At 72.4% G+C, this 19,021-nt stretch carries 17 protein-coding genes and 1 riboswitch; of the genes, 11 read left to right on the forward strand and 6 right to left on the reverse strand.

The features are described from left to right. Both DKT68_RS24505 and DKT68_RS24510 read left to right on the forward strand, forming a co-directional pair. A partial coding sequence (locus DKT68_RS24505; RefSeq protein WP_109819741.1) for an ATP-binding cassette domain-containing protein occupies window positions 1-2,102 on the forward strand: 2,102 nt, incomplete at its 5' end. Beyond that, a complete protein-coding gene (locus tag DKT68_RS24510; protein WP_109819742.1) occupies window positions 2,102-2,968 on the forward strand; it encodes an ABC transporter permease in 867 nt (288 codons plus the stop codon). The genes DKT68_RS24505 and DKT68_RS24510, both read left to right, overlap by 1 nt. A 9-nt stretch (window positions 2,969-2,977) precedes the next feature. Here DKT68_RS24510 and DKT68_RS24515 read toward each other — a convergent pair whose 3' ends face one another. After that, window positions 2,978-3,658, reverse strand: coding sequence for a DUF4232 domain-containing protein (locus DKT68_RS24515; RefSeq protein ID WP_330848949.1), 681 nt, complete (start codon window positions 3,656-3,658; stop codon window positions 2,978-2,980). 153 nt (window positions 3,659-3,811) lie between these two features. On the opposite strand from DKT68_RS24515, the gene DKT68_RS30965 reads away from it, so the two are divergent. Next, on the forward strand, window positions 3,812-4,078 hold the full coding sequence (locus tag DKT68_RS30965; protein ID WP_146218429.1) for a hypothetical protein: 267 nt from the start codon (window positions 3,812-3,814) through the stop codon (window positions 4,076-4,078). A gap of 172 nt (window positions 4,079-4,250) precedes the next feature. Then, window positions 4,251-4,700: a DoxX family protein gene (locus DKT68_RS24520; protein ID WP_109819744.1), complete on the forward strand. Its 450-nt coding sequence runs from the start codon at window positions 4,251-4,253 to the stop codon at window positions 4,698-4,700. A 195-nt stretch (window positions 4,701-4,895) separates the two neighbouring features. Here DKT68_RS24520 and DKT68_RS24525 read toward each other — a convergent pair whose 3' ends face one another. Beyond that, window positions 4,896-5,201 carry an ArsR/SmtB family transcription factor gene (locus DKT68_RS24525; RefSeq protein WP_109819745.1) on the reverse strand — a complete coding sequence of 102 codons (306 nt, stop codon included), beginning with the start codon at window positions 5,199-5,201 and terminating at the stop codon, window positions 4,896-4,898. A 91-nt stretch (window positions 5,202-5,292) separates the two neighbouring features. Between DKT68_RS24525 and DKT68_RS24530 the strand changes: the two genes are divergently transcribed. The 4 genes from DKT68_RS24530 (at window position 5,293) to paaN (ending at window position 10,800) form a co-directional block, all read left to right on the forward strand. Next, entirely contained in the window at window positions 5,293-6,291 is a 999-nt protein-coding gene (locus DKT68_RS24530; RefSeq protein WP_146218430.1) for a DMT family transporter, read from the forward strand. A gap of 20 nt (window positions 6,292-6,311) precedes the next feature. Beyond that, window positions 6,312-6,447: riboswitch (SAM riboswitch) on the forward strand. Between the two features lie 11 nt (window positions 6,448-6,458). Continuing rightward, window positions 6,459-7,745 (forward strand): threonine synthase, encoded by a 1,287-nt coding sequence (gene thrC, locus DKT68_RS24535; RefSeq protein ID WP_109819747.1) that lies wholly within the window; start codon window positions 6,459-6,461, stop codon window positions 7,743-7,745. A gap of 289 nt (window positions 7,746-8,034) precedes the next feature. Next, complete coding sequence (locus tag DKT68_RS24540) at window positions 8,035-9,054, forward strand: GNAT family N-acetyltransferase (protein ID WP_109819748.1); 1,020 nt, start codon at window positions 8,035-8,037, stop codon at window positions 9,052-9,054. 72 nt (window positions 9,055-9,126) lie between these two features. Beyond that, window positions 9,127-10,800 carry a phenylacetic acid degradation protein PaaN gene (gene paaN / locus DKT68_RS24545; protein ID WP_201749172.1) on the forward strand — a complete coding sequence of 558 codons (1,674 nt, stop codon included), beginning with the start codon at window positions 9,127-9,129 and terminating at the stop codon, window positions 10,798-10,800. A gap of 163 nt (window positions 10,801-10,963) precedes the next feature. Here paaN and DKT68_RS24550 read toward each other — a convergent pair whose 3' ends face one another. Continuing rightward, on the reverse strand, window positions 10,964-11,419 hold the full coding sequence (locus tag DKT68_RS24550; protein ID WP_236647058.1) for a GNAT family N-acetyltransferase: 456 nt from the start codon (window positions 11,417-11,419) through the stop codon (window positions 10,964-10,966). A gap of 333 nt (window positions 11,420-11,752) precedes the next feature. Between DKT68_RS24550 and DKT68_RS24555 the strand changes: the two genes are divergently transcribed. From DKT68_RS24555 to groL, 3 genes are all read left to right on the forward strand, one after another. Further along, entirely contained in the window at window positions 11,753-11,956 is a 204-nt protein-coding gene (locus tag DKT68_RS24555; RefSeq protein WP_013288855.1) for a cold-shock protein, read from the forward strand. 94 nt (window positions 11,957-12,050) lie between these two features. Continuing rightward, window positions 12,051-13,151, forward strand: a complete 1,101-nt coding sequence (locus tag DKT68_RS24560; protein WP_109819751.1) for a hypothetical protein — start codon at window positions 12,051-12,053, stop codon at window positions 13,149-13,151. A gap of 273 nt (window positions 13,152-13,424) precedes the next feature. After that, entirely contained in the window at window positions 13,425-15,047 is a 1,623-nt protein-coding gene (gene groL, locus DKT68_RS24565) for a chaperonin GroEL (protein WP_109819752.1), read from the forward strand. Between the two features lie 56 nt (window positions 15,048-15,103). Here the strand turns inward: groL and DKT68_RS24570 are convergent, their stop codons facing one another. The 3 genes from DKT68_RS24570 to DKT68_RS24580 form a co-directional block, all read right to left on the reverse strand. Next, on the reverse strand, window positions 15,104-15,349 hold the full coding sequence (locus DKT68_RS24570) for a hypothetical protein (RefSeq protein ID WP_109819753.1): 246 nt from the start codon (window positions 15,347-15,349) through the stop codon (window positions 15,104-15,106). 85 nt (window positions 15,350-15,434) lie between these two features. Then, a complete protein-coding gene (locus DKT68_RS24575) occupies window positions 15,435-16,370 on the reverse strand; it encodes a GNAT family N-acetyltransferase (RefSeq protein WP_109819754.1) in 936 nt (311 codons plus the stop codon). Window positions 16,371-16,437: 67 nt separating this feature from the next. Further along, complete coding sequence (locus DKT68_RS24580; RefSeq protein ID WP_109819755.1) at window positions 16,438-18,957, reverse strand: S8 family serine peptidase; 2,520 nt, start codon at window positions 18,955-18,957, stop codon at window positions 16,438-16,440. Between the last annotated feature and the right edge of the window lie 64 nt (window positions 18,958-19,021).

Here is a 19,021-nt window from a genome sequence, read left to right on the forward strand (position 1 = left end):
GCCCCGGGCCGGGCGCCGGCCCGGGCACGGGTCCCGGCGGTGCCCCGGCCGGCGCCGCCGACCCGTCCTGCGGCCGGTTCGCCGCCGACGTCTGCGCCGCGTACCTGCGGATCGCCACCACCGGACGGGCCGACCAGGCCGCGGTGGACCTGCTGCGGCGGTCCAGCCCGGCGGGCGTGCTGGACAGGATCACGGCGCCCACCCTGCTGGTGCAGGGCGAGGCCGACACCCTCTTCCCGCTCGGTGAGGCGGACGCCAACGCCAAGGGCATCGCCGCCGCCGGCACCCCGGTGCGGGTCGCCTGGTTCACCGGTGGGCACGACGGCGGCGCTGGCCCCCGTTCGGACTCGGACCGGGTGAAGTTCCTGACCGTCCAGTGGCTCGACCACTACGTCAAGGGCGAGGGCGACGCGCCCGGCGACGACTTCACCTGGTCGCGGATCGCCGGCTTCGACGCGCTCGACCGGGGTCTGGTCGCCACCGGCTTCCGCCGCGCCGACTACCCGGGCCTGACCGGCACCACCCGTCGGGAGGTCGTGGTCGCCGGACCGGCGCAGCCGATCGCGAACCCGCCGAACGGCAACCCGGCCGCCATCTCCTCGGTCCCGTTCGCGGGCGGGCTCGCCTCGCTGCTGGACGGGGTGGCCGGCGACGTGCCCGGCCAGCACGCCCGGTTCGAGTCGGCGCCGCTGACCGACGCGGTGGACGTGGCCGGCGCCCCCACCGTCACCCTGCGGGCCGCCTCACCGACCGGCGAGGCGGTGCTCTTCGTCAAGCTCTACGACGTCGACCCGGAAGGCGCGGCCACCCTGCCGAACGGGCTGGTCGCCCCGATCCGGCTCACCGGCCTGCCGCAGCGGGTGCAGGACGCCCGCCCGGTCACCGTGACGCTGCCCGGGATCGTCCGCCGGGTCGAGGCCGGGCACCGGCTGCGGCTGGTGGTGGCCAGCTCCGACCAGGCGTACACGACGCCGACCCAGCCCACCGTCTACACGGTGGCGGCGGACGGCGCGGTCAGCCTGCCCACCGTCAGCGGCGACCCCATTCCCACCACCGCGACGATCTGGCGCTGGGTGCTCGCCGGCCTGCTCGCCGCCATCGCGATCGGCCTCGTCGTGGTGGTGGCCGTCGTCCGCCGCCGGCACCGCCGCCAGGACCGCTCCGTGCACCCGGAGTACGCGGGCACGCCGCTGGCCGTGCGCCGGCTGCGCAAGGAGTACGCGGACGGCTTCGTGGCGGTGTCGAACGTGGACTTCGAGGTGCACCCGGGTCAGGTGGTGGGCCTGCTCGGGCCGAACGGCGCCGGCAAGACCACCACGCTGCGGGTGCTGATGGGGCTGACCCAGCCGACCGCCGGCGAGATCTACGTTTTCGGCCGCCGGCTGGTGCCCGGGTCGCCGGTGCTCTCCCGGATCGGCGCGCTGGTGGAGGGGCCCGGTTTCCTGCCGCACCTGTCCGGCCTGGAGAACCTGAGGGCGTACTGGCGGGCCACCGGGCGGCCGGCCGCGGACGCGCACTTCGACGAGGCGCTGGAGATCGCCGGTCTGGGCGACTCGGTGCACCGGAAGATCAAGAACTACAGCCACGGGATGCGGCAGCGGCTGGCCATCGCCCAGGCCATGCTCGGCCTGCCGGAGCTGCTGGTGCTGGACGAGCCGACCGACGGGCTCGACCCGCCGCAGATCGCCGAGATGCGCCGGGTGCTCCAGCGGTACGCCAGGGACGGCCGGGCGGTGCTGGTCTCCAGCCACCTGCTGGCCGAGGTGGAGCAGACCTGCACGCACGCCGTCGTGGTGAACAAGGGCCGGATCGTGGCGTCCGGGCCCGTGGAGGAGATCGTGGGCGAGTCGCCGAGCGTCCTCTTCGACGTCACCGACCCGGTGGCGGCGCGGGTGGTGCTGGACCGGCTGCACGGCGTCACGGTGCTGCCGGAGAGCGACGGTCAGCTGGTGGTCGACACCAACGGCACAGCCCGCAGCGACGTGGTGGCCGAGCTGGTGCGCGCGGGCATCGGGGTGGACCGGGTGGTGCCCCGGCGGCGCCTGGAGGACGCGTTCCTCGCCCTGGTGGGCGAGAACTCACGGGGAAGCGGTGACCGGTGATGGTTGTTACTGACGCGGGTGAGGCCCGTGGCTACCGGCCCTCGGCGACGATGCCGTTCGGGGCGGAGTTCCGCCGGCAGGCGTCCCGGAGGCGCACCCAGTTGGCGCTCGGGTTCATGGTGCTGCTGCCGCTGATCATCCTGGTCGCCTTCCAGTTCAACTCCGGCGGCGACGACGACAACGGCAACAACGAGTTCGCCAGCCTGGTCGACCTGGCCACCTCCGGCGGGCTCAACTTCACCCTGTTCTCGATCTTCGTGTCGGCGTCGTTCCTGCTGGTGGTGGTCGTCGCGCTGTTCTGCGGCGACACGGTGGCGAGCGAGGCGAGCTGGGGCAGCCTGCGCTACCTGCTGGCGATCCCGGTGCCCCGGGCCCGGCTGCTCACCGTGAAGCTGGTGGTCGCGCTCGCGTACTCGGGACTGGCCCTGCTGTTGCTGGCCGGCACGGCGCTGGTCGCCGGCACCCTGCGCTACGGCTGGTCGCCGCTGCGCAGCACGGTAGCCGCAGAGCTGGAGCCGGGCGAGGGGCTGCTCCGGCTGCTGGCCGTGCTCGGCTACCTGGCGGTCGTCCTGCTGGTGGTGGCGGGCCTGGCGTTCCTGCTGTCGGTGACCACGGACGCCGCGCTGGGCGCGGTCGGTGGCGCGGTGCTGCTCTGGATCCTGTCCAGCATCCTGGACCAGATCACCGCCCTCGGCGCTCTGCGCGACTTCCTGCCCACCCACTTCAGCACCGCCTGGCTGGGGCTGCTCTCCACCCCGGTGCAGACCGACGACGTGGTACGCGGCTGCATCTCGGCGATCAGCTACGCGACGCTGTTCTGGGGGCTGGCCTTCTGGCGCTTCACCCGCAAGGACATCACGTCGTAGCGGGTCGGCTCACAGCCGGCTGTCGGGTGGGCTCACCGACGACGGCAGCGCGCTCGGCACCGGCCGCGGGGCCGGTCGCGTAGGCACCGGCGCGGACGGCTCCGCCTTCTTCCAGGCGCTGACACCGATCCGGCCGGTGTTGCCCACGTCGATCGGGCCGTCCGGGTCGACGTCCTCGGCCGGCTGCCCGGCGGCGGGTGCGACCCGCAGGTACTCCCCGTTGGTTGCCACCACGGTCGAATCGGTGACCAGGTTGCGCCAGAGCACCACGGCGGTGGCCCGCTCCCCGGCGGCGAGGGTGACCTTCCGGGGTGGTTGGTCGAAGCCCGAGGTGATCTCCTTGGCGCCGTTGACCACCCGCAGCATGATCGGCTCGCGCGCTTCGTCGAACACGTGCAGCACCGGGTACCCGTTGAGCTGGTATGGGTGCTCGCCGCAGTTGACCAGCTCCAGGCCGAGGGCGCGCAGGCCCATTGCGGCGTCCCCGCCGGTCGACCGGATCCGAACGCCGGTCGCGGGGCACGCGGGCACCGGGTTGACGCTCACTGAAGGGCTGGGTGCGGTCGGTGGTCGGCTCGGGCCGTCCCCGGACTGGCCGCGATGGTCGCCAGGAGTGCAGCCGCCGAGCACGAGAGCCATCGCGACCGTCGCGCTGATGCGTCGCCGTGCTGCCGAGTCGCGGGAGATCATTCGTTGATCCTCGCCCACCTAGGCAGCACACCGCCGCCCGGCACCGGCCCTCGCCGGCTCTCACTGCACCGCCACGCGAACTGGTTGGGCACCTCTCCTGGTGCGCCTTTGGAGCTGAATCGTTTGTGACATCGCTCGCCGAATCACGCAATCGTGGTGAAGAAAGTCTTAGCGGTGTCGCTGACGCCGCCGTCGTCGGCGGCGCATGGTCTCGATCCTTCGGTCGATCAAGAACAACGCCATCTTGGCGAGCGAGGTGGCGTAGCGGACCGCATCATCTCTTTCGCAGGCCGGCCGGCCGCCCCGCATCTGGGGCAGCTCTACAGGCTGTACGGGCCGCTCGACAGGCTGTACCGTCAATTCGGGAGCGCTCCCATGGCGGTGGTGGTCGGCATGGGCTTACGTCGAATTTTTTGCTAGGCGAAGCTGAGGGCGTCGGTGCTCGCGTGTCCGCAGCTAGGTCTGCTCGCCGTCGTGGACACACTCTGAGCATGTTTCTGCCGGGATTATCCCACTAGCAGAGAATTTATGAGCTTCAATGAGTCTATGCCTCACCATGGATGGTAATCGATCCCTATCCACGGAGGTTTCCATGAACGTCTCTCGGCTCGGCGGGCCGACCCTGTCCCTGTTCCGCATCGTGATCGGCCTGCTGTTCACGTTGCATGGCCTGTCCTCGGTCTTCGGGTTGTTCGGCGGCAACCCCATGACCGGCAAGGCGGTACCGCTCGGCACCTGGCCGGGTTGGTGGGCCGCGCTGATCCAGTTGGTCTGCGGCGCACTGGTGCTGGCCGGGCTCTTCGCCCGGCCCGCCGCGCTTCTCGCGTCCGGCTCGATGGCGTACGCCTATTTCGTGGTGCACCAGCCGGACGGTGTGCTGCCGCTGCACAACGGAGGTGAGCTGGCGGCGGTCTTCTGCTGGTCCTTCCTGCTGATCGCGGCACTCGGCTCGGGCCCGTGGGCGCTCGACACGCTGGTCGCCCGGCGTCGCCCCGGCGCTCCATCGACGCCGGTGTCCGAGCCCAGCCCGGTATCCGTCTGATCGCACCCCTTGTCGCGCGTCGCCAGAGCCTCGACGAGGCGGTTCCGGCGACGCGCCCGGTCGGGGACCCCCCTTCCGTCATGTCGCAAACGATGGTGATGCCGTAAACGATTCAGCTCCACAGCGTGCGCCGGTGACGGGTCCCACCCGCCCGGGGCGAGGACCGCAGCCGGCCAACGAGGGCGGTGCGGCGTCTCAGGCCGGAGGGCGAGGGGCGAGGACCGCGTCCAGCAGGCCGGGGTAGAGCTTGTTCAGCTCGTCGTGGCGGAGTCGGACCAGGCGGCTGGTGCCGGCGGCCCGGGTGCGGGTCAGGCCCGCCTCGCGCAGCACCTTCAGGTGGTGGCTGCGCGTCGCCTTGGAGACGCCGAAGTCGAAGGTGCCGCAGGCGCGCTCGCCGCCCTCCGCCAGCGCCCGCACGATCTGTAGTCGCACGTCGTCGGCGAGCGCGGCCAGTACGGCGGTGACCGGTACGGCGCTCAGGTCGGGTTCGTGCGGCTCCATGTGACCAGTGTAACCCTTGTTCGACAACTGTCGAACAAGCTCCTAGGGTCGGTGTCGTTGGTTCGACGATACTCGAACATTGGAGCTGACGATGCGATCCCGCGCCGCCGCCTACCCGCTGCTCGCCGTGCTCGGCTGGGGAGTGATGTTCCCGGTCCTGGCCAGTGCGCTGACCCGGGTCGACCCGCTCAACCTGACCACCGCCCGCTACCTGCTCGCCGCCGTCATCCTGGTCGCCATCCTGCTGCTCCGCGAAGGCGCCGGCGCGCTGCGGCTCGGCGGCCGGGCGGTCGAGGTGGTGATGCTCGGGGTGGTCGGCTTCGCCGGCTTCAACCTGCTCACCAACCTGGCGCTCGAACACGCCGCGCCGCAGCAGGTCGCCCTCTTCGTGGCGACCACACCGGTCATCACGCAGCTGGTCCGCTGGGCCCGGGACGGCGTACGCCCGAAGCCCCTCCTGCTGGCCCTCTCCCTGGTGGCGCTCCTCGGAGTCGGCCTGGTGATCACCCGCGGGAGCCTGGCCGGGCTCGGCCAGTTCGGTCTCGGCGGCCTGATGATGATCGGCGGGGTGCTCGGCTGGGCCATCTACACCCACGGCGCCAGCCGGTTCGGCGCCTGGTCGCCGCTGCGCTTCACGACGCTGACCGCGCTCACCGGCACGGCCGCCCTGCTGGCCGCGAGCGTGCTCGCCGACGGCGTCGGATGGCAGCACGCGCCGGGCGTGGACGACCTCGTGGCGGTCGCGCCGCAGTTGGCGTACGCCGTGGTGATCGGCGCCGTGGTCGCGGTGCTGGCGTGGAACACCGGCGTGCAGCGGCTCGGCGCCGCCAACGCCGCCCTGTTCATGAACCTGGTCCCGGTGACCACGTTCGCGGTGCAGATCGCCCGCGGCTACCGGCCCGAGCCGGTCGAGCTGGCCGGCGCCGCCATCACCATCGCCGCCCTGGTCGCCGCGAACCTCGTCACCCGGTCCCGGACGCGGGCACCGTCGCTGCCCCGGCCCACCGCGGTGACCGACCCGGTCGCGGTGGTGGACCCGGTGGCTCACAGCGTGGGATCTGCGGTGGAGGCGACGCCCGGCGTTGCCTAGACTCGACGGCACAACTGCATACCTCATCCAGAGGGGCTGAGGGATACGGCCCGACGACGCCCCGGCAACCACCCCGCGCGCTCACCGCTGAGCGACCCGCGGGGCAGGTGCCAATTCCGTCCCCGCCGCACCGTGCGATGCGGGGAAAGATGAGAGGACTCCTCGACATGACGTCGACGCTCGCCGCCTCCGGCATCGACACCTCCGCCAGCCCCGCCCGCGCCCTGGTCTGCCGCGCCTGCTCGGCCCGCTACCCGCTAGCCGCGCAGCACGCCTGCTACGAGTGTTTCGGCCCCCTCGAGGTCGACTACGACACCTCCGTTCTGGCCACGGTCACGCGGGAGCAGATCGAGGCCGGCCCGGACAACATCTGGCGGTACGCCGCGCTGCTGCCCGCCGGTCAGGACCCGGCCACCCGCGTCACCCTCGACCCGGGGCTCACCCCGCTGGTGGCGGCCCCGCACCTCGCCGCCGAGCTGGGCATCACCGCACCGCTGTGGGTGAAGGACGACAGCGCCAACCCCACCCACTCGTTCAAGGACCGGGTCGTCTCGGTGGCGCTGACCGCCGCGAAGGCGCTCGGCTTCACCCGGTTCGCCTGCGCCTCCACCGGCAACCTGGCCAACTCGGTGGCCGCGCACGCCGCCCGCGCCGGGGTGCCCTCGGTGGTCTTCATCCCCAGCGACCTGGAGCAGGGCAAGGTCATCACCACCGCGGTCTACGGCGGCGAACTGGTCGCCATCGACGGCTCGTACGACGACGTCAACCGGCTCTGCGGCGAGCTGGTGGAGACCGACGAGTTCGAGGACACGGCGTTCGTCAACGTCAACGTCCGGCCGTACTACGCCGAGGGCTCCAAGACCCTCGGCTATGAGGTCGCCGAGCAGCTCGGCTGGCGGATCCCGGCCCAGGTGGTCATCCCGATGGCCAGCGGTGAGCTGCTCACCAAGATCGACAAGGCGTTCTCCGAGCTGGTCGAGATCGGCCTGGTCGAGGCGCCCGCCGGCGGCTGGAAGGTCTTCGGCGCCCAGTCCGCCGGCTGCAACCCGATCGCCACCGCCCTGCACGCCGACACCGACACGATCACCCCGGTCAAGCCCACCGGCATCGCCAAGTCCCTCAACATCGGCGACCCGGCCGCCGGCCTCTACGCCCTGGAGGCGGTGCGTCGCACCGACGGCTGGATGGAGTACGCCGATGACGACGAGATCCGCGCCGGCATCCGCGATCTGGCCCGCACCACGGGCGTCTTCGCCGAGACCGCGGGCGGGGTGACCGTGGCGGTGCTGCGCAAGCTGGTCGAGTCCGGCCGGCTCGACCCGACCGCCGAGACGGTCGTCTTCAACACCGGCGAGGGACTGAAGACCATCGACGCGGTGGCCGGCCAGGTCGGGCCGACCCACCACATCAAGCCGTCCCTCCGCGCCGCCCGCGACGCCGGCCTCCTCGGCTGACCCGCCGGTCGCCGGCGTGCGCCGTCAATCGCCCGGATGGGGGACCGGGCCGATCCGCCGGGTAACTGGCTTTTCGCTGTGAGTGTGGAAAACCCGCCTGTCTGGACTTGACGGCAGGAACCGGACGGCGCAAGATGCTCCGTGCGGGAGGGCATTTCGCCGGAGACTTTTGAAGTTCTTGCGACCCAACGCCGGAGGCGTTGTGCGAGTGTCCCTCCCGACCACGTCCGATCGGGCCAGCGAAGTAATTCGCTGGCCCGATCGCTTTTGCGGGTGCACGCTCGGCGGCATGAGCATCACCATCGCGTCGTTCGACGGCGCCGACCGGGCCGCGGTCGACGAGGCGTACCGGATCGGCGCGGCGGCCAACGACGCCGACCTGCCGGATTTCCCGCCCTTCTGCCGGCGGCGCTTCGACGCGTTGTTCCACACCCCGATGCCCGGCACCGCCACGCTGTGGGCGTTGGCCCGCCTGGACGGCGTCGCGGCCGGCTACCTCACACTGGACCTGCCGCAGCTCGACAACACCGACAACGCCACCGTCGACCTGGTGGTGCATCCCCAGCTGCGGCGGCGGGGCGTCGGCCGGGCCCTGCACGAGCACGGGGTGCGCCTGCTACGCGAGCACGGACGCAAGCGGGTCGTCGGGATGACCGTCTCGGCGCTGCCCGGCGGGCCCGCCCGGCCTGTGGCGGGTGACGCGTTCGCCGCCGCGACCGGAGCCCACTCGGCGCTGGCCGAGGTGCGTCGCCGGCTGGAGGTCGCCGACATCGACCGGGCCGCGCTGAGGGCGGCGCTGGCCGAGGCCCACTCCCTGGCCGAGGGCTACCGGTCGGTCTGCTGGCAGGGCGCCACCCCGCAGGAGTACGTCGCTGACGTCGCCTACCTGGACGGCCGGTTGCTGATGGACGCACCCATGGGAGACGTGCAGTGGGAGCCGGAGCAGGTGGACGCCGAGCGGGTCCGGGGCACCGAGCGGGCACTGGATGCCAAGGGGCGCCGGCGCTACCACCTCGGAGTGCGGCACGAGGAGTCCGGCCGGCTGGTCGCCTGGACCCTGCTGGACGTGGGCGCCTCCGCCGACTGGCACGCCTTCCAGCAGATCACCATCGTCGACCCGGCCCACCGGGGGCACCGGCTCGGCCTGCTCGCCAAGATCGAGAACCTGCACCATCTGCTCACCCACGAGCCGGCGGTACGCGTCATCGACACCTTCAACGCGGCCAGCAACAGCTACATGGTGGCGATCAACGAGCGGCTCGGCTTCCGCCCGGTGGACTCCTGGAACAACTGGCAGCTCACCCTCTGACCCGGTCGGCCAGCCGCGCTGTCCGGGATTGGCGCTTCTGCTCCCGAACCCGGCTGCGGCATGATGGCGGGCATGACGGAGACCCCGCATCCCCTGTACGACAGGCACGCCGACACCCTCAACCGTGCGCTGACCGCGATCACGGAGCGGGGCTACTGGTCCGCCTATCCCGAGTCCCCCAGCCCCCGCGTCTACGGCGAGACCGCCGCCGCCGACGGCAAGGCCGCCTTCGAGGCGTACCTGGGTGGCGACTTCCCGCTCGACCAGCCGGGCACCGGTGACCGGGTCGCCACCGAGGCGAGCCCGTTCGGGGTGGAGCTGGCGGTGCGCTACCCGCACGCCGGCCCCGGCGAGCTGGTCACCGCCGCCTCCGCCGCGCTCCCGGCGTGGCGTGACGCGGGCCCGCAGGCCCGGGTGGGCGTCTGCCTCGAGATCCTCGACCGGCTGCACAAGCACATCTTCGAGCTGGCCAACGCGGTGCAGTTCACCAGCGGGCAGGCGTTCGTGATGGCCTTCCAGGCCGGCGGCGCGCACGCGCTGGACCGGGCGCTGGAGGCGCTGGCGTACGCGTACGCCGAGATGACCCGGCACCCGGGCACGGCAGGCTGGGAGAAGTCGGCCGGCAAGGGCGACCCGCTGCGGATGACCAAGACGTTCCACGTGGTGCCCCGCGGCGTGGCGCTGGTGATCGGCTGCAACACCTTCCCGACCTGGAACTCGTACCCCGGTCTGTTCGCCTCGCTGGTCACCGGCAACCCGGTGATCGTCAAGCCGCATCCCCGCGCGGTGCTGCCGCTGGCCATCACCGTGAAGTACGCCCGGGAGGTGCTGGCCGAGGCCGGCTTCGACCCCAACCTGATCATGCTGGCCGCCGAGGCGCCGGGCGAGAAGCTCGCCAGCGACCTGGCCCTGCACCGGTCCGTGAAGATCGTCGACTTCACCGGCTCCACCGAGTACGGCGACTGGCTGGAGACGCACGCGCGGCAGGCGTCGGTCTACACCGAGAAGGCCGGGCTGAACACGGTCGTGATCGACTCCACCGACGACTTCGCCGGCATGTGCCGCAACCTCGGCTTCACGCTGACCCTGTACAGCGGTCAGATGTGCACCACCTCGCAGAACATCCTCATCCCGGCCGGCGGCATCGAGACCGACCAGGGGCACAAGAGCTTCGACGAGGTTGCCGGCGGGATCGCCGCGGCGGTCGGCAAGCTGACCGCCGACCCGGCCCGGGGCGTGGAGCTGACCGGCGCCATCGTCAACGACGGGGTGCTGGAGCGGCTCGCCGAGGTGACCAAGGTCGGCGAGCCGGTGCTGGAGTCGCGGGCCGTGGCGCACCCGGCGTACGCCGACGCGGTGGTGCGTACCCCGACCATCGTGAAGCTGACCGCGGACGACGCGGAGACGTACGGCCGGGAGTGGTTCGGGCCCATCTCGTTCGCCATCGCCACCGAGTCCACGGCGCACAGCCTCGACCTGCTGCGCCGGACGGTCGGCGAGAAGGGCGCGCTCACCGCGGGGGTGTACTCCACGGACGAGGCGGTGCTGGACGAGACGGAGGCGGTCGCCGTCGAGGTGGGGGTGCACCTGTCCTGCAACCTGACCGGCGGTGTCTTCGTGAACCAGTCGGCGGCCTTCTCCGACTTCCACGGCAGCGGCGCCAACCCGGCGGCCAACTCGGCGTTGACCGACGGGGCGTACGTGGCGAACCGGTTCCGGATCGTGCAGTCGCGGCGGCCTGTCTGATTCGGTGGTTGCTGTTGGGGTTTCCGGGGGAGCCCACCCGCTCCAGGCGGTCAGGCTTGATCCTTCCGCGGGCGGGCTCCCCCCGGAAACCCTCTCGGGGCACGCTGGGCCCGATGCAGCCGGCTCTTGGAGAACATCACCGGGGTTCTGCCCTGGGATGGGTTCAGGCTTTTCTGCGCATCTGGAGTTCGGTCAGGGCGGGGATGGTGGGGTGTGGGACGCGTACGCCCGTGTCGGTGAAGCCCAGCCGCTGGTAGGCCCGGTAGGCGCGGTCGTTGCCGACCACCACCTCCAGCAGCAGCTCCGGTCGGCCACAGGCCCGCGACCAGGCGGCCACCTCGTCGATCAGCTCGCCGAGCAGCCCGCTGCCACGCCAGGCCGGCGTGACATAGACCGCGTAGATCACGGTCAGCCCCGCCTCGCGCGGCGCTACCGTGCCGCCGGCGTGGCCGACGAACCGCCCGCCCGGATCCGCCACGAACTGGGCGGTCTCCGTGCCGCGCGAGGTGTACGCCACCCGGGCGGCGTACTCGGCGTGGGGTCGGGCGGCCGCGTCGGCGATCGTCTCCAGAAAGGCCAGCGGGGCGTCGGCGAGCATCTCCAGCCGTAGAGCGCGCATCCGGGCCGCGTCCGCCGGGCGTACCCGCCGGATCGGGACGCGCGGGGTCCCGGTCCCGGTGCGGCGGTCGGGCGCGCCGTCGCTGCCGTCCACCCGTTCGGGCGCGCTCGTCATGCCGCATACCTATCACAGCGATGGTCGGCGATGCCGCCACACCCGTCACGGGCCCGGAATATGTCTGATTTGTGGTCGTGCGCGGCCGTCACTCCTCGTGTAGCGTGCGATTTCGGTCACTCGTTCCAGCGGCCGTCATCGATCGCCGGAGCGCTGGTCCGAGGGCGCCGGCCGTGCCGTGCCGGGGCAGGCAACACGCGCAAAGTGAGGAAGTGCACCGTGGCACAGGGCACCGTGAAGTGGTTCAACGCCGAGAAGGGCTACGGCTTCATCGCCGTCGACGGCGGTCAGGACGTGTTCGTCCACTTCTCCGCGATCGAGATGGACGGCTACAAGGCGCTGGACGACGGTCAGCGGGTGGAGTTCGAGATCGCCCAGGGCCAGAAGGGCCCGCAGGCTGAGCGGGTGCGCGTCATCGCCTGACCGGGCCGGCAGTAGCACCCGCCGACCGGGGCTGCGCCGCGCGGCCGGACCCTGGAAGATGCTGAACCGTTCCAGCCGTCGCTGAGGAGGGTTCATGTCCGACCAGCCGCCCCCGGCCGCCCCAACCCCGGGCGAGCCCGACCCGTCCGGTCCGCCGCCCGCTGGTGACCCGACCGCGCCGTCCCCCTCGGGCCAGCCGCCGGATGCCTCGCCGGACTGGGGGCCGCCGCCGGGCGCGCCGCCGCAGGGTTGGGTCTTCCCGCCCACCGGCGGCTATCCGATCGGCGCCGGGCCGTACGGCGGGCAGCCCTGGTATCCGGGGCCGCCAACCGGGTGGTACCCGCCCGGGATGGATCCGGCCGACCGGTTGGTCACCCCACCCGGCGGCGGGCTGAACGGGTGGTTCGACCGGTGTCTCGGCGCGGTCCGGCGCGGCTGGCGGCTGCTGCTGCCCATCCTGCTGCTCACCCAGGTGCTTCCGGCGGCGGTGCTGTCGGTGTTCGCCCTCGGGCTGGATCCGAGCGCGAAGTGGGAGACGACGGCGGTCGACGGCACGACCTCGTTGCCCGACACCTTCTTCACCGACCTGGCCACCATGTTCCTGGTGCTCATCGGCGGCAGCCTGCTGGTCGGGTTCGTGCAGGCCGTGGGCTGGGCCGCCGGCACCTGGGTGATCACCCGCCAGGCGGCCGGTGAGCCGGTCGGCCTGGGTGAGGCGCTGCGCTACGGCCTGCGCCGCGCGCTCGGCCTCTGGGGCTGGACGCTGCTGATGGGCGTGATCATCGGCCTGGGGATCTGCTTCTGCCTGCTCCCCGGCATCTACCTCGCCTTCGCGCTCAGCATGGCCGGGCCGGTCTATCTCTTCGAGCGGCAGAACCCGATCGGCCGGTCGTTCCGGATGTTCCACGACCGGCTGGGGCTGTTGCTGGGACGCGTTGCGCTGGTTGCGGCCGTGGTGATCGTCGGCACTCTGGTGCCCGGCGTCCTGGAGGGTGTCGGCAGCGCCCCGTTCGGTGTCGATCCGCTCGCCACCCCCGGTTCCGCGGTCGGCGTGGTGCTGGTGATCGCCCTCAGCGCGGTCCTGGTCCTCCCCGCCCACCTCGCGCAGTTGGTGGGGCTGCTGGTGACGTACGCCGAGCAGCGGGCCCATGAGGGGCCGGTGAACAGCGCGGGACTGGCCGCGGAACTCGGCTGATCGTGGCGGTCGTGCTTGCACTCGGCAGGGGAGAGTGCTAAACAAGTCATTGGCACTCGCATACCGTGAGTGCCAATGGTCGGGACGGTGGGGCCAAGGTCGCGCCGGCGTGGAGACGCCGGGGTGGCACATGGCCGGTCGTCGCGGGCTATCCGGCCCGGCCGAAGGACGTCGTCGTCGCCAGGTGGCGACGTCCCAAGGTGCGTACACCAGGCGGCCCATCCGGGGCACACATCTCGGGTGGCCCGTGAGTGTCCAGGAGGACAACGCCGTATGGCCAAGATGATCGCGTTCGACGAAGAGGCGCGCCGCGGCCTCGAGCGGGGCATGAACCAGCTCGCCGACGCCGTGAAGGTGACGCTCGGCCCCAAGGGCCGCAACGTCGTGCTCGAGAAGAAGTGGGGTGCCCCCACCATCACCAACGATGGTGTGAGCATCGCCAAGGAGATCGAGCTCGAGGACCCGTACGAGAAGATCGGCGCTGAGCTGGTCAAGGAGGTCGCCAAGAAGACCGACGACGTTGCCGGTGACGGCACGACGACGGCGACCGTCCTGGCCCAGGCCCTGGTTCGCGAGGGCCTGCGCAACGTGGCGGCTGGCGCCAACCCGATGGCCCTGAAGCGGGGCATCGAGGCTGCGGTCGCGAGCGTCTCGGAGGAGCTGTCCAAGCTCGCCAAGGACGTCGAGACCAAGGAGCAGATCGCCTCCACCGCCTCCATCTCCGCTGGTGACAGCACCGTCGGCGAGATCATCGCCGAGGCGATGGACAAGGTCGGCAAGGAAGGCGTCATCACCGTCGAGGAGAGCAACACCTTCGGGCTGGAGCTTGAGCTCACCGAGGGTATGCGCTTCGACAAGGGCTACATCTCGGCCTACTTCATGACCGACCCGGAGCGCATGGAGGCCGTCTTCGACGACCCCTACCTCCTGATCGTCAACAGCAAGATCTCGTCGGTCAAGGACCTGCTCCCGATCCTCGAGAAGGTCATGCAGTCGGGCAAGTCGCTGCTGATCATCGCCGAGGACATCGAGGGCGAGGCTCTGGCGACCCTGGTCGTCAACAAGGTCCGGGGCACCTTCAAGTCGGTCGCCGTCAAGGCGCCGGGCTTCGGTGACCGCCGCAAGGCCATGCTCGCCGACATCGCCATCCTCACCGGTGGCCAGGTCATCAGCGAGGAGGTCGGCCTCAAGCTGGACGCCGTCGGCGTCGACATGCTGGGCCGCGCCCGCAAGGTCGTCGTGACCAAGGACGAGACCACCATCGTCGACGGTGCCGGCGACGCCGAGCAGATCCAGGGCCGGGTCAACCAGATCCGGGCCGAGATCGACAAGAGCGACTCCGACTACGACCGGGAGAAGCTGCAGGAGCGGCTGGCCAAGCTGGCCGGCGGCGTTGCGGTGATCAAGGTCGGCGCGGCCACCGAGGTCGAGCTCAAGGAGCGCAAGCACCGCATCGAGGACGCCGTTCGCAACGCGAAGGCTGCCGTCGAGGAGGGCATCGTCCCGGGTGGTGGCGTCGCGCTGGTGCAGGCCGGCAAGACCGCCTTCGACAAGCTGGACCTGGTCGGCGACGAGGCGACCGGTGCCAACATCGTCAAGGTCGCGCTGGACGCCCCGCTGCGGCAGATCGCCGTCAACGCCGGCCTCGAGGGCGGCGTCGTGGTGGAGAAGGTCCGTAACCTCGAAGCGGGTCACGGCCTCAACGCCGCCAACGGCGAGTACGTCGACCTGCTGGCCGCGGGCATCATCGACCCGGCCAAGGTGACCCGGTCGGCGCTGCAGAACGCCGCTTCCATCGCGGCGCTCTTCCTCACCACCGAGGCCGTCGTCGCGGACAAGCCGGAGAAGACCCCGGCTGCCCCGGCCGGCCCGGGTGGCGGGGACATGGACTTCTGAGTCCAGTTCCGACACGGAACGGGGCGGGCCGCTGACGCGGTCCGCCCCGTTCGTCGTCAGGTGGGCAGTGGGCGCTGGTTGCGCCGCTTCTGCGCCCGGTCGTACGGCGGGGGCAGTTGGATCGGCGCGTCCACCATCTCCTGCGGCTCCTCGACCACGGGCTCGCCGTTCGTGGTCATCTCCGCCAACTGCTCGGCGTCGCCGTAGTCGAGCCGGTCGAACGGCAGTTGGCCGGGGAGTTCGCCGACCGGTTTCCAGGCGACGGGTGGGCCGTCCTCGGTCTGGTCGTCATCCGTGGTCATGGCTGCCTCCTCTACCGAAACGGTAGGGGGCGTCGATGCCCGACGAGGGCGAATGGCATTATCTGGGTCTATATCCTGTTCTTCCCTATTTGGCGTTGACCGCTCGGCGGTACAGGAAGAAGACCCGCTCGATCCGCGCGCCCGCGCTGCCGGAGTAGAACGGCACCGGCCCCACCCAGCCGATCTCCGCCCGGTCCAGCCCCGCCGACCGCTGGTCGCGCAGGCAGCGACGCAGCAGGGCCCCACCGATGCCCGAACCCTCGGCGGCCGGCGCGGTGCCCATCGGCCCGAACCAGCTCGGCCGGGACGACCCGTAGGCGGCGAAGCCCAGCAGCTCGCCGGCCCGCTCCGCCAGGTGGCAACCGGCGCCGTCACGACCCACCGACCCGGCCAGCTCGCCGTCCCACGTGCCGCCGAACGTGGACCGGGCGAACGCGGCCAGCGCCGGAAGGTCCGCCGGTTCCGCCCGGCGGACGGTGATCCCCTGCTCGGCCAGCCGCCGCTCCGTCGCCTCGGTGGACCGCAGCGCCGGCGACCCGTCGTACGACAGGTCCGCCGTCATGTTCCAGGCGGTCCGGTCCTGCTGGTAGCCGAGCGCCAGGGCGGCGCAGACCGCCGGGGTGTAGCGCACGTCGATGCCCGGCCAGGCGTAGTACGGCGGGTTCCCGGCGAGCAGCACCTCGGTCACCCCGCGCCCGGCGAGCACCTGTTCGGCCCGCTCCAGCAGCGCCCGGCCGACGCCACGGCGACGCTGGTCCGGAAGCACCGCGACGAGGTCCACGTGCCCGAGGCCGGGGTCGGCCGACGACACCGAACAGAGCAGCACACCGACCAGGTCCGTCCCGCGGTACGCGCCCAACCCGACGACCAGCCGGTCGGCGGCGGCTCGGGACCACAGCGCGTCCACGATCGGCACCGCCTCGCTGGCGTCCTCGGGCAGGTCGAGTGCCCGCTCGCAGAGGCGTACGACGGCGGGGGTGAGGTCGGGGGTCAGCTCCGTGACGGTGATCTCGGCGTCCATGGTCGCGACCCTAGATCACCGGCTACCGGTTCCGGTTCCCGCCATCCTGTCGACCGAGTGCCCCTCGTCAGGGCCGGGCGGCGCGGACGGCGGCGTACGCGTCCACCTGTCCCGCGCCGGTGACGTTCGCCGGGCCGCCACAGGCGTCGGTCGGGTCCTTGGAGCGGTAGGTCGGCACGGCCGGCGTGGCGGTGTCCCGCAGGATCTGCCGAGTCCTCGCCAGGTCGCCGACCAGCGCCGGGTTCGCCGACCACATCAGCGCGACCACCCCGGCCACCTGCGGCGTCGCCATCGAGGTGCCGTCCAGCGCGGCGTACCCTCCGCCCGGCATGGCCGACACCACGCCCACGCCCGGCGCCAGCACGTCCGGCTTGCCCGGGCCGCCCGCCACCGGCCCACGCGAGGAGAACTCGGCGACGCGGCGCTGCGCGTCCACCGCGCCCACGGTCAGCACGTCCGCGTACGGCGCGGGCGGGTCGTCGATCGACCCGCACCACGGGCCGGTGTTGCCGGCGGCGGCGACCACGAAGATCCCGGCGGCGTCCAGCGCGGCGGTGGCCGGCCGCAACACGTTCCGGTCGCAGCCCTCGATCGCCGGGCAGCCCCACGAGTTGGTCAGCACCTGCGGGGCGCGCTCCGGTTTGCCGTCGGTGAACGGGTCACCGCCGGCCGGGAAGGGCGCCAGTATGAACTGGAGGCACTCCAGGTAGAGCGCCGGGCTGCCGAGGTTGCGGTCCAGGTTGACGCAACCCACCCACTGCGCGTCGGGCGCCACCCCGATGCCGCCGCGCCCGACCGCGCTGCCCACCGTGTGGGTGCCGTGCCCGCCCTGGTCGGTCGGGGTCCGAGTGCCGTCCCAGGGGTCGTACCAGGAGTCGTCTCCGCCGCGGAACCCGGACCGTAGCGCCGGGTGGGCGCCGTCCACCCCGGAATCCGAGCTGCCCACCACGATGCCCGCGCCGGTCACCCCGAGCTGCGACCAGACCCGGTCGGCGCCGAGTTGGCGGATGTTCCACTCGGGCCCGGTGGGCGCGGGCGCGGTGCCCCGGCTCTGCCCGGCCGGGGCCGGCAGTGGTCGCAACCGCTGGCTGACCAGCACGCGGGCCACCTCCGGCCGACGGGCGAGCCAGGCCCGCACCGCCGGACCACCGTCCACCTCGACCGCGTTCACCAGGTAGTACGGCACCAGGTCGAGCCGCAGCCGGCCCAGGTCCCGGCGCAGGTCTGCCTGGCTGCGGTCGGCGGTGCTCACCAGCCGCCGGTAGACCTCCACCGCCCGGGCGTCCCGCCCGGCCCGGCCCGGTGTGCCCGCCGGCAGGCCGGTCAGGTCGGCCTGCTCGCGAAGCACCACCAGCAGCCGCTCGCCGTACAGGCCGGGCTGACCGGGCCCGAGGTCGACCACCCCCACCGCCACCAGCAGCACCATCGCGGTCAGCGCGGCGACCCGCCGGTTCGGGGTACGGGACGTCGACCGGGCCAGCAGCACCGCGTACACGATGGCCACCAGGACCGCGACGGCGAGCCCGGCGCCGGCGGCGGCCGCCACCCAGAACGGCACGTCGCGGGTGCCGACCAGCAGCAGGGTGATCTCTTCCGGGTCGGTGAAGGCCAGCGGGCCCAGCGCGGCCAGACCCACCAGCCAGGCCGTCGCGACACGGCCGGCGCGCACGGCGGCCGCTGCGGGGCCCGGCGTGTCCGTCGCCGGGTCGGGCGTGTCCGTCGTCCCCGCTGCGTGCCAGGTCGCGGCCCAGAGGGCGGCGAGCGCGAAAGCCACCGGTGGCAGGGTCAGCAGCGCGGGCAGCTGCGCACCGGACTGGCCGGTTGCGGCGGCGAGCAGCAGCAGCGTCACCCCGGCGACCAGGCCGCCGACCAGCACCAATCGGGCCGGCCGGGGCGGCCGGCCGACCGCGAACCGGGACCAGAAGGTGGCGTCCAGCAGCGACGCCGCCAGCAACCCGAGGGCGGCCGCCGCCAGCAGGGCCAGCACGGTCTCCAGCAACCCGCCGAGCGCGCCCAGCCAGGCCCAGGGCAGCAGCAGCGCCAGCCCGGCGGCGACCGCGAGCAGCGGCACCGGGCCCGTCGTCACGCCGGCTACCGCGCCGGCCAACCCGCCGGACGCCGGACCGGCTGGCCCGCCGGACGCGGACCGGCGCGCTGACCAGCGCACGACGAGCGTGGCGAGTGCCGCCATGGCGGCCAGAGCGGCGAGGTACGCCTCGTGGTGCACCGGCGGCACGACCCGGAGCAGCGTGAGCGCCCCGAGTGCGAGTGTCGCGCCCAGCCAGGCGCGCCCGGTGGCCCGGACCGCGGCCGACCGGGGCAGCAGTGCCAGCAGCAGAGCGGGCGTGCCCACCAGCACGACGGTCGTCAGCCCCAGCACCGGCCAGAGCCAGCCGACCCGGTCCCGCCCGAAACCCAGCAGCACCTGGTCGGTGAGCCAGCCGCCCGCCTGGGTGGCCACCGTCACCGCGACCGTCCAGCCGCCGGCCAGCACGGCGGCGACCACCGGCCAGGGGTTGACCCGGCCCGGTGGCGAAGGCTGGTAGGGCGGAGGTTGACCAGCGGATGCCGGAGAGCCGACCTGCATGACTCGCACAGTACGGGGCGGGCGGCGCATGCCGGCACGCTGGCGCGGCGGCTACGGTGGACAG

Origin of the sequence: Micromonospora acroterricola, from assembly GCF_003172955.1 — a bacterium.
Lineage (GTDB): Bacteria > Actinomycetota > Actinomycetes > Mycobacteriales > Micromonosporaceae > Micromonospora > Micromonospora acroterricola.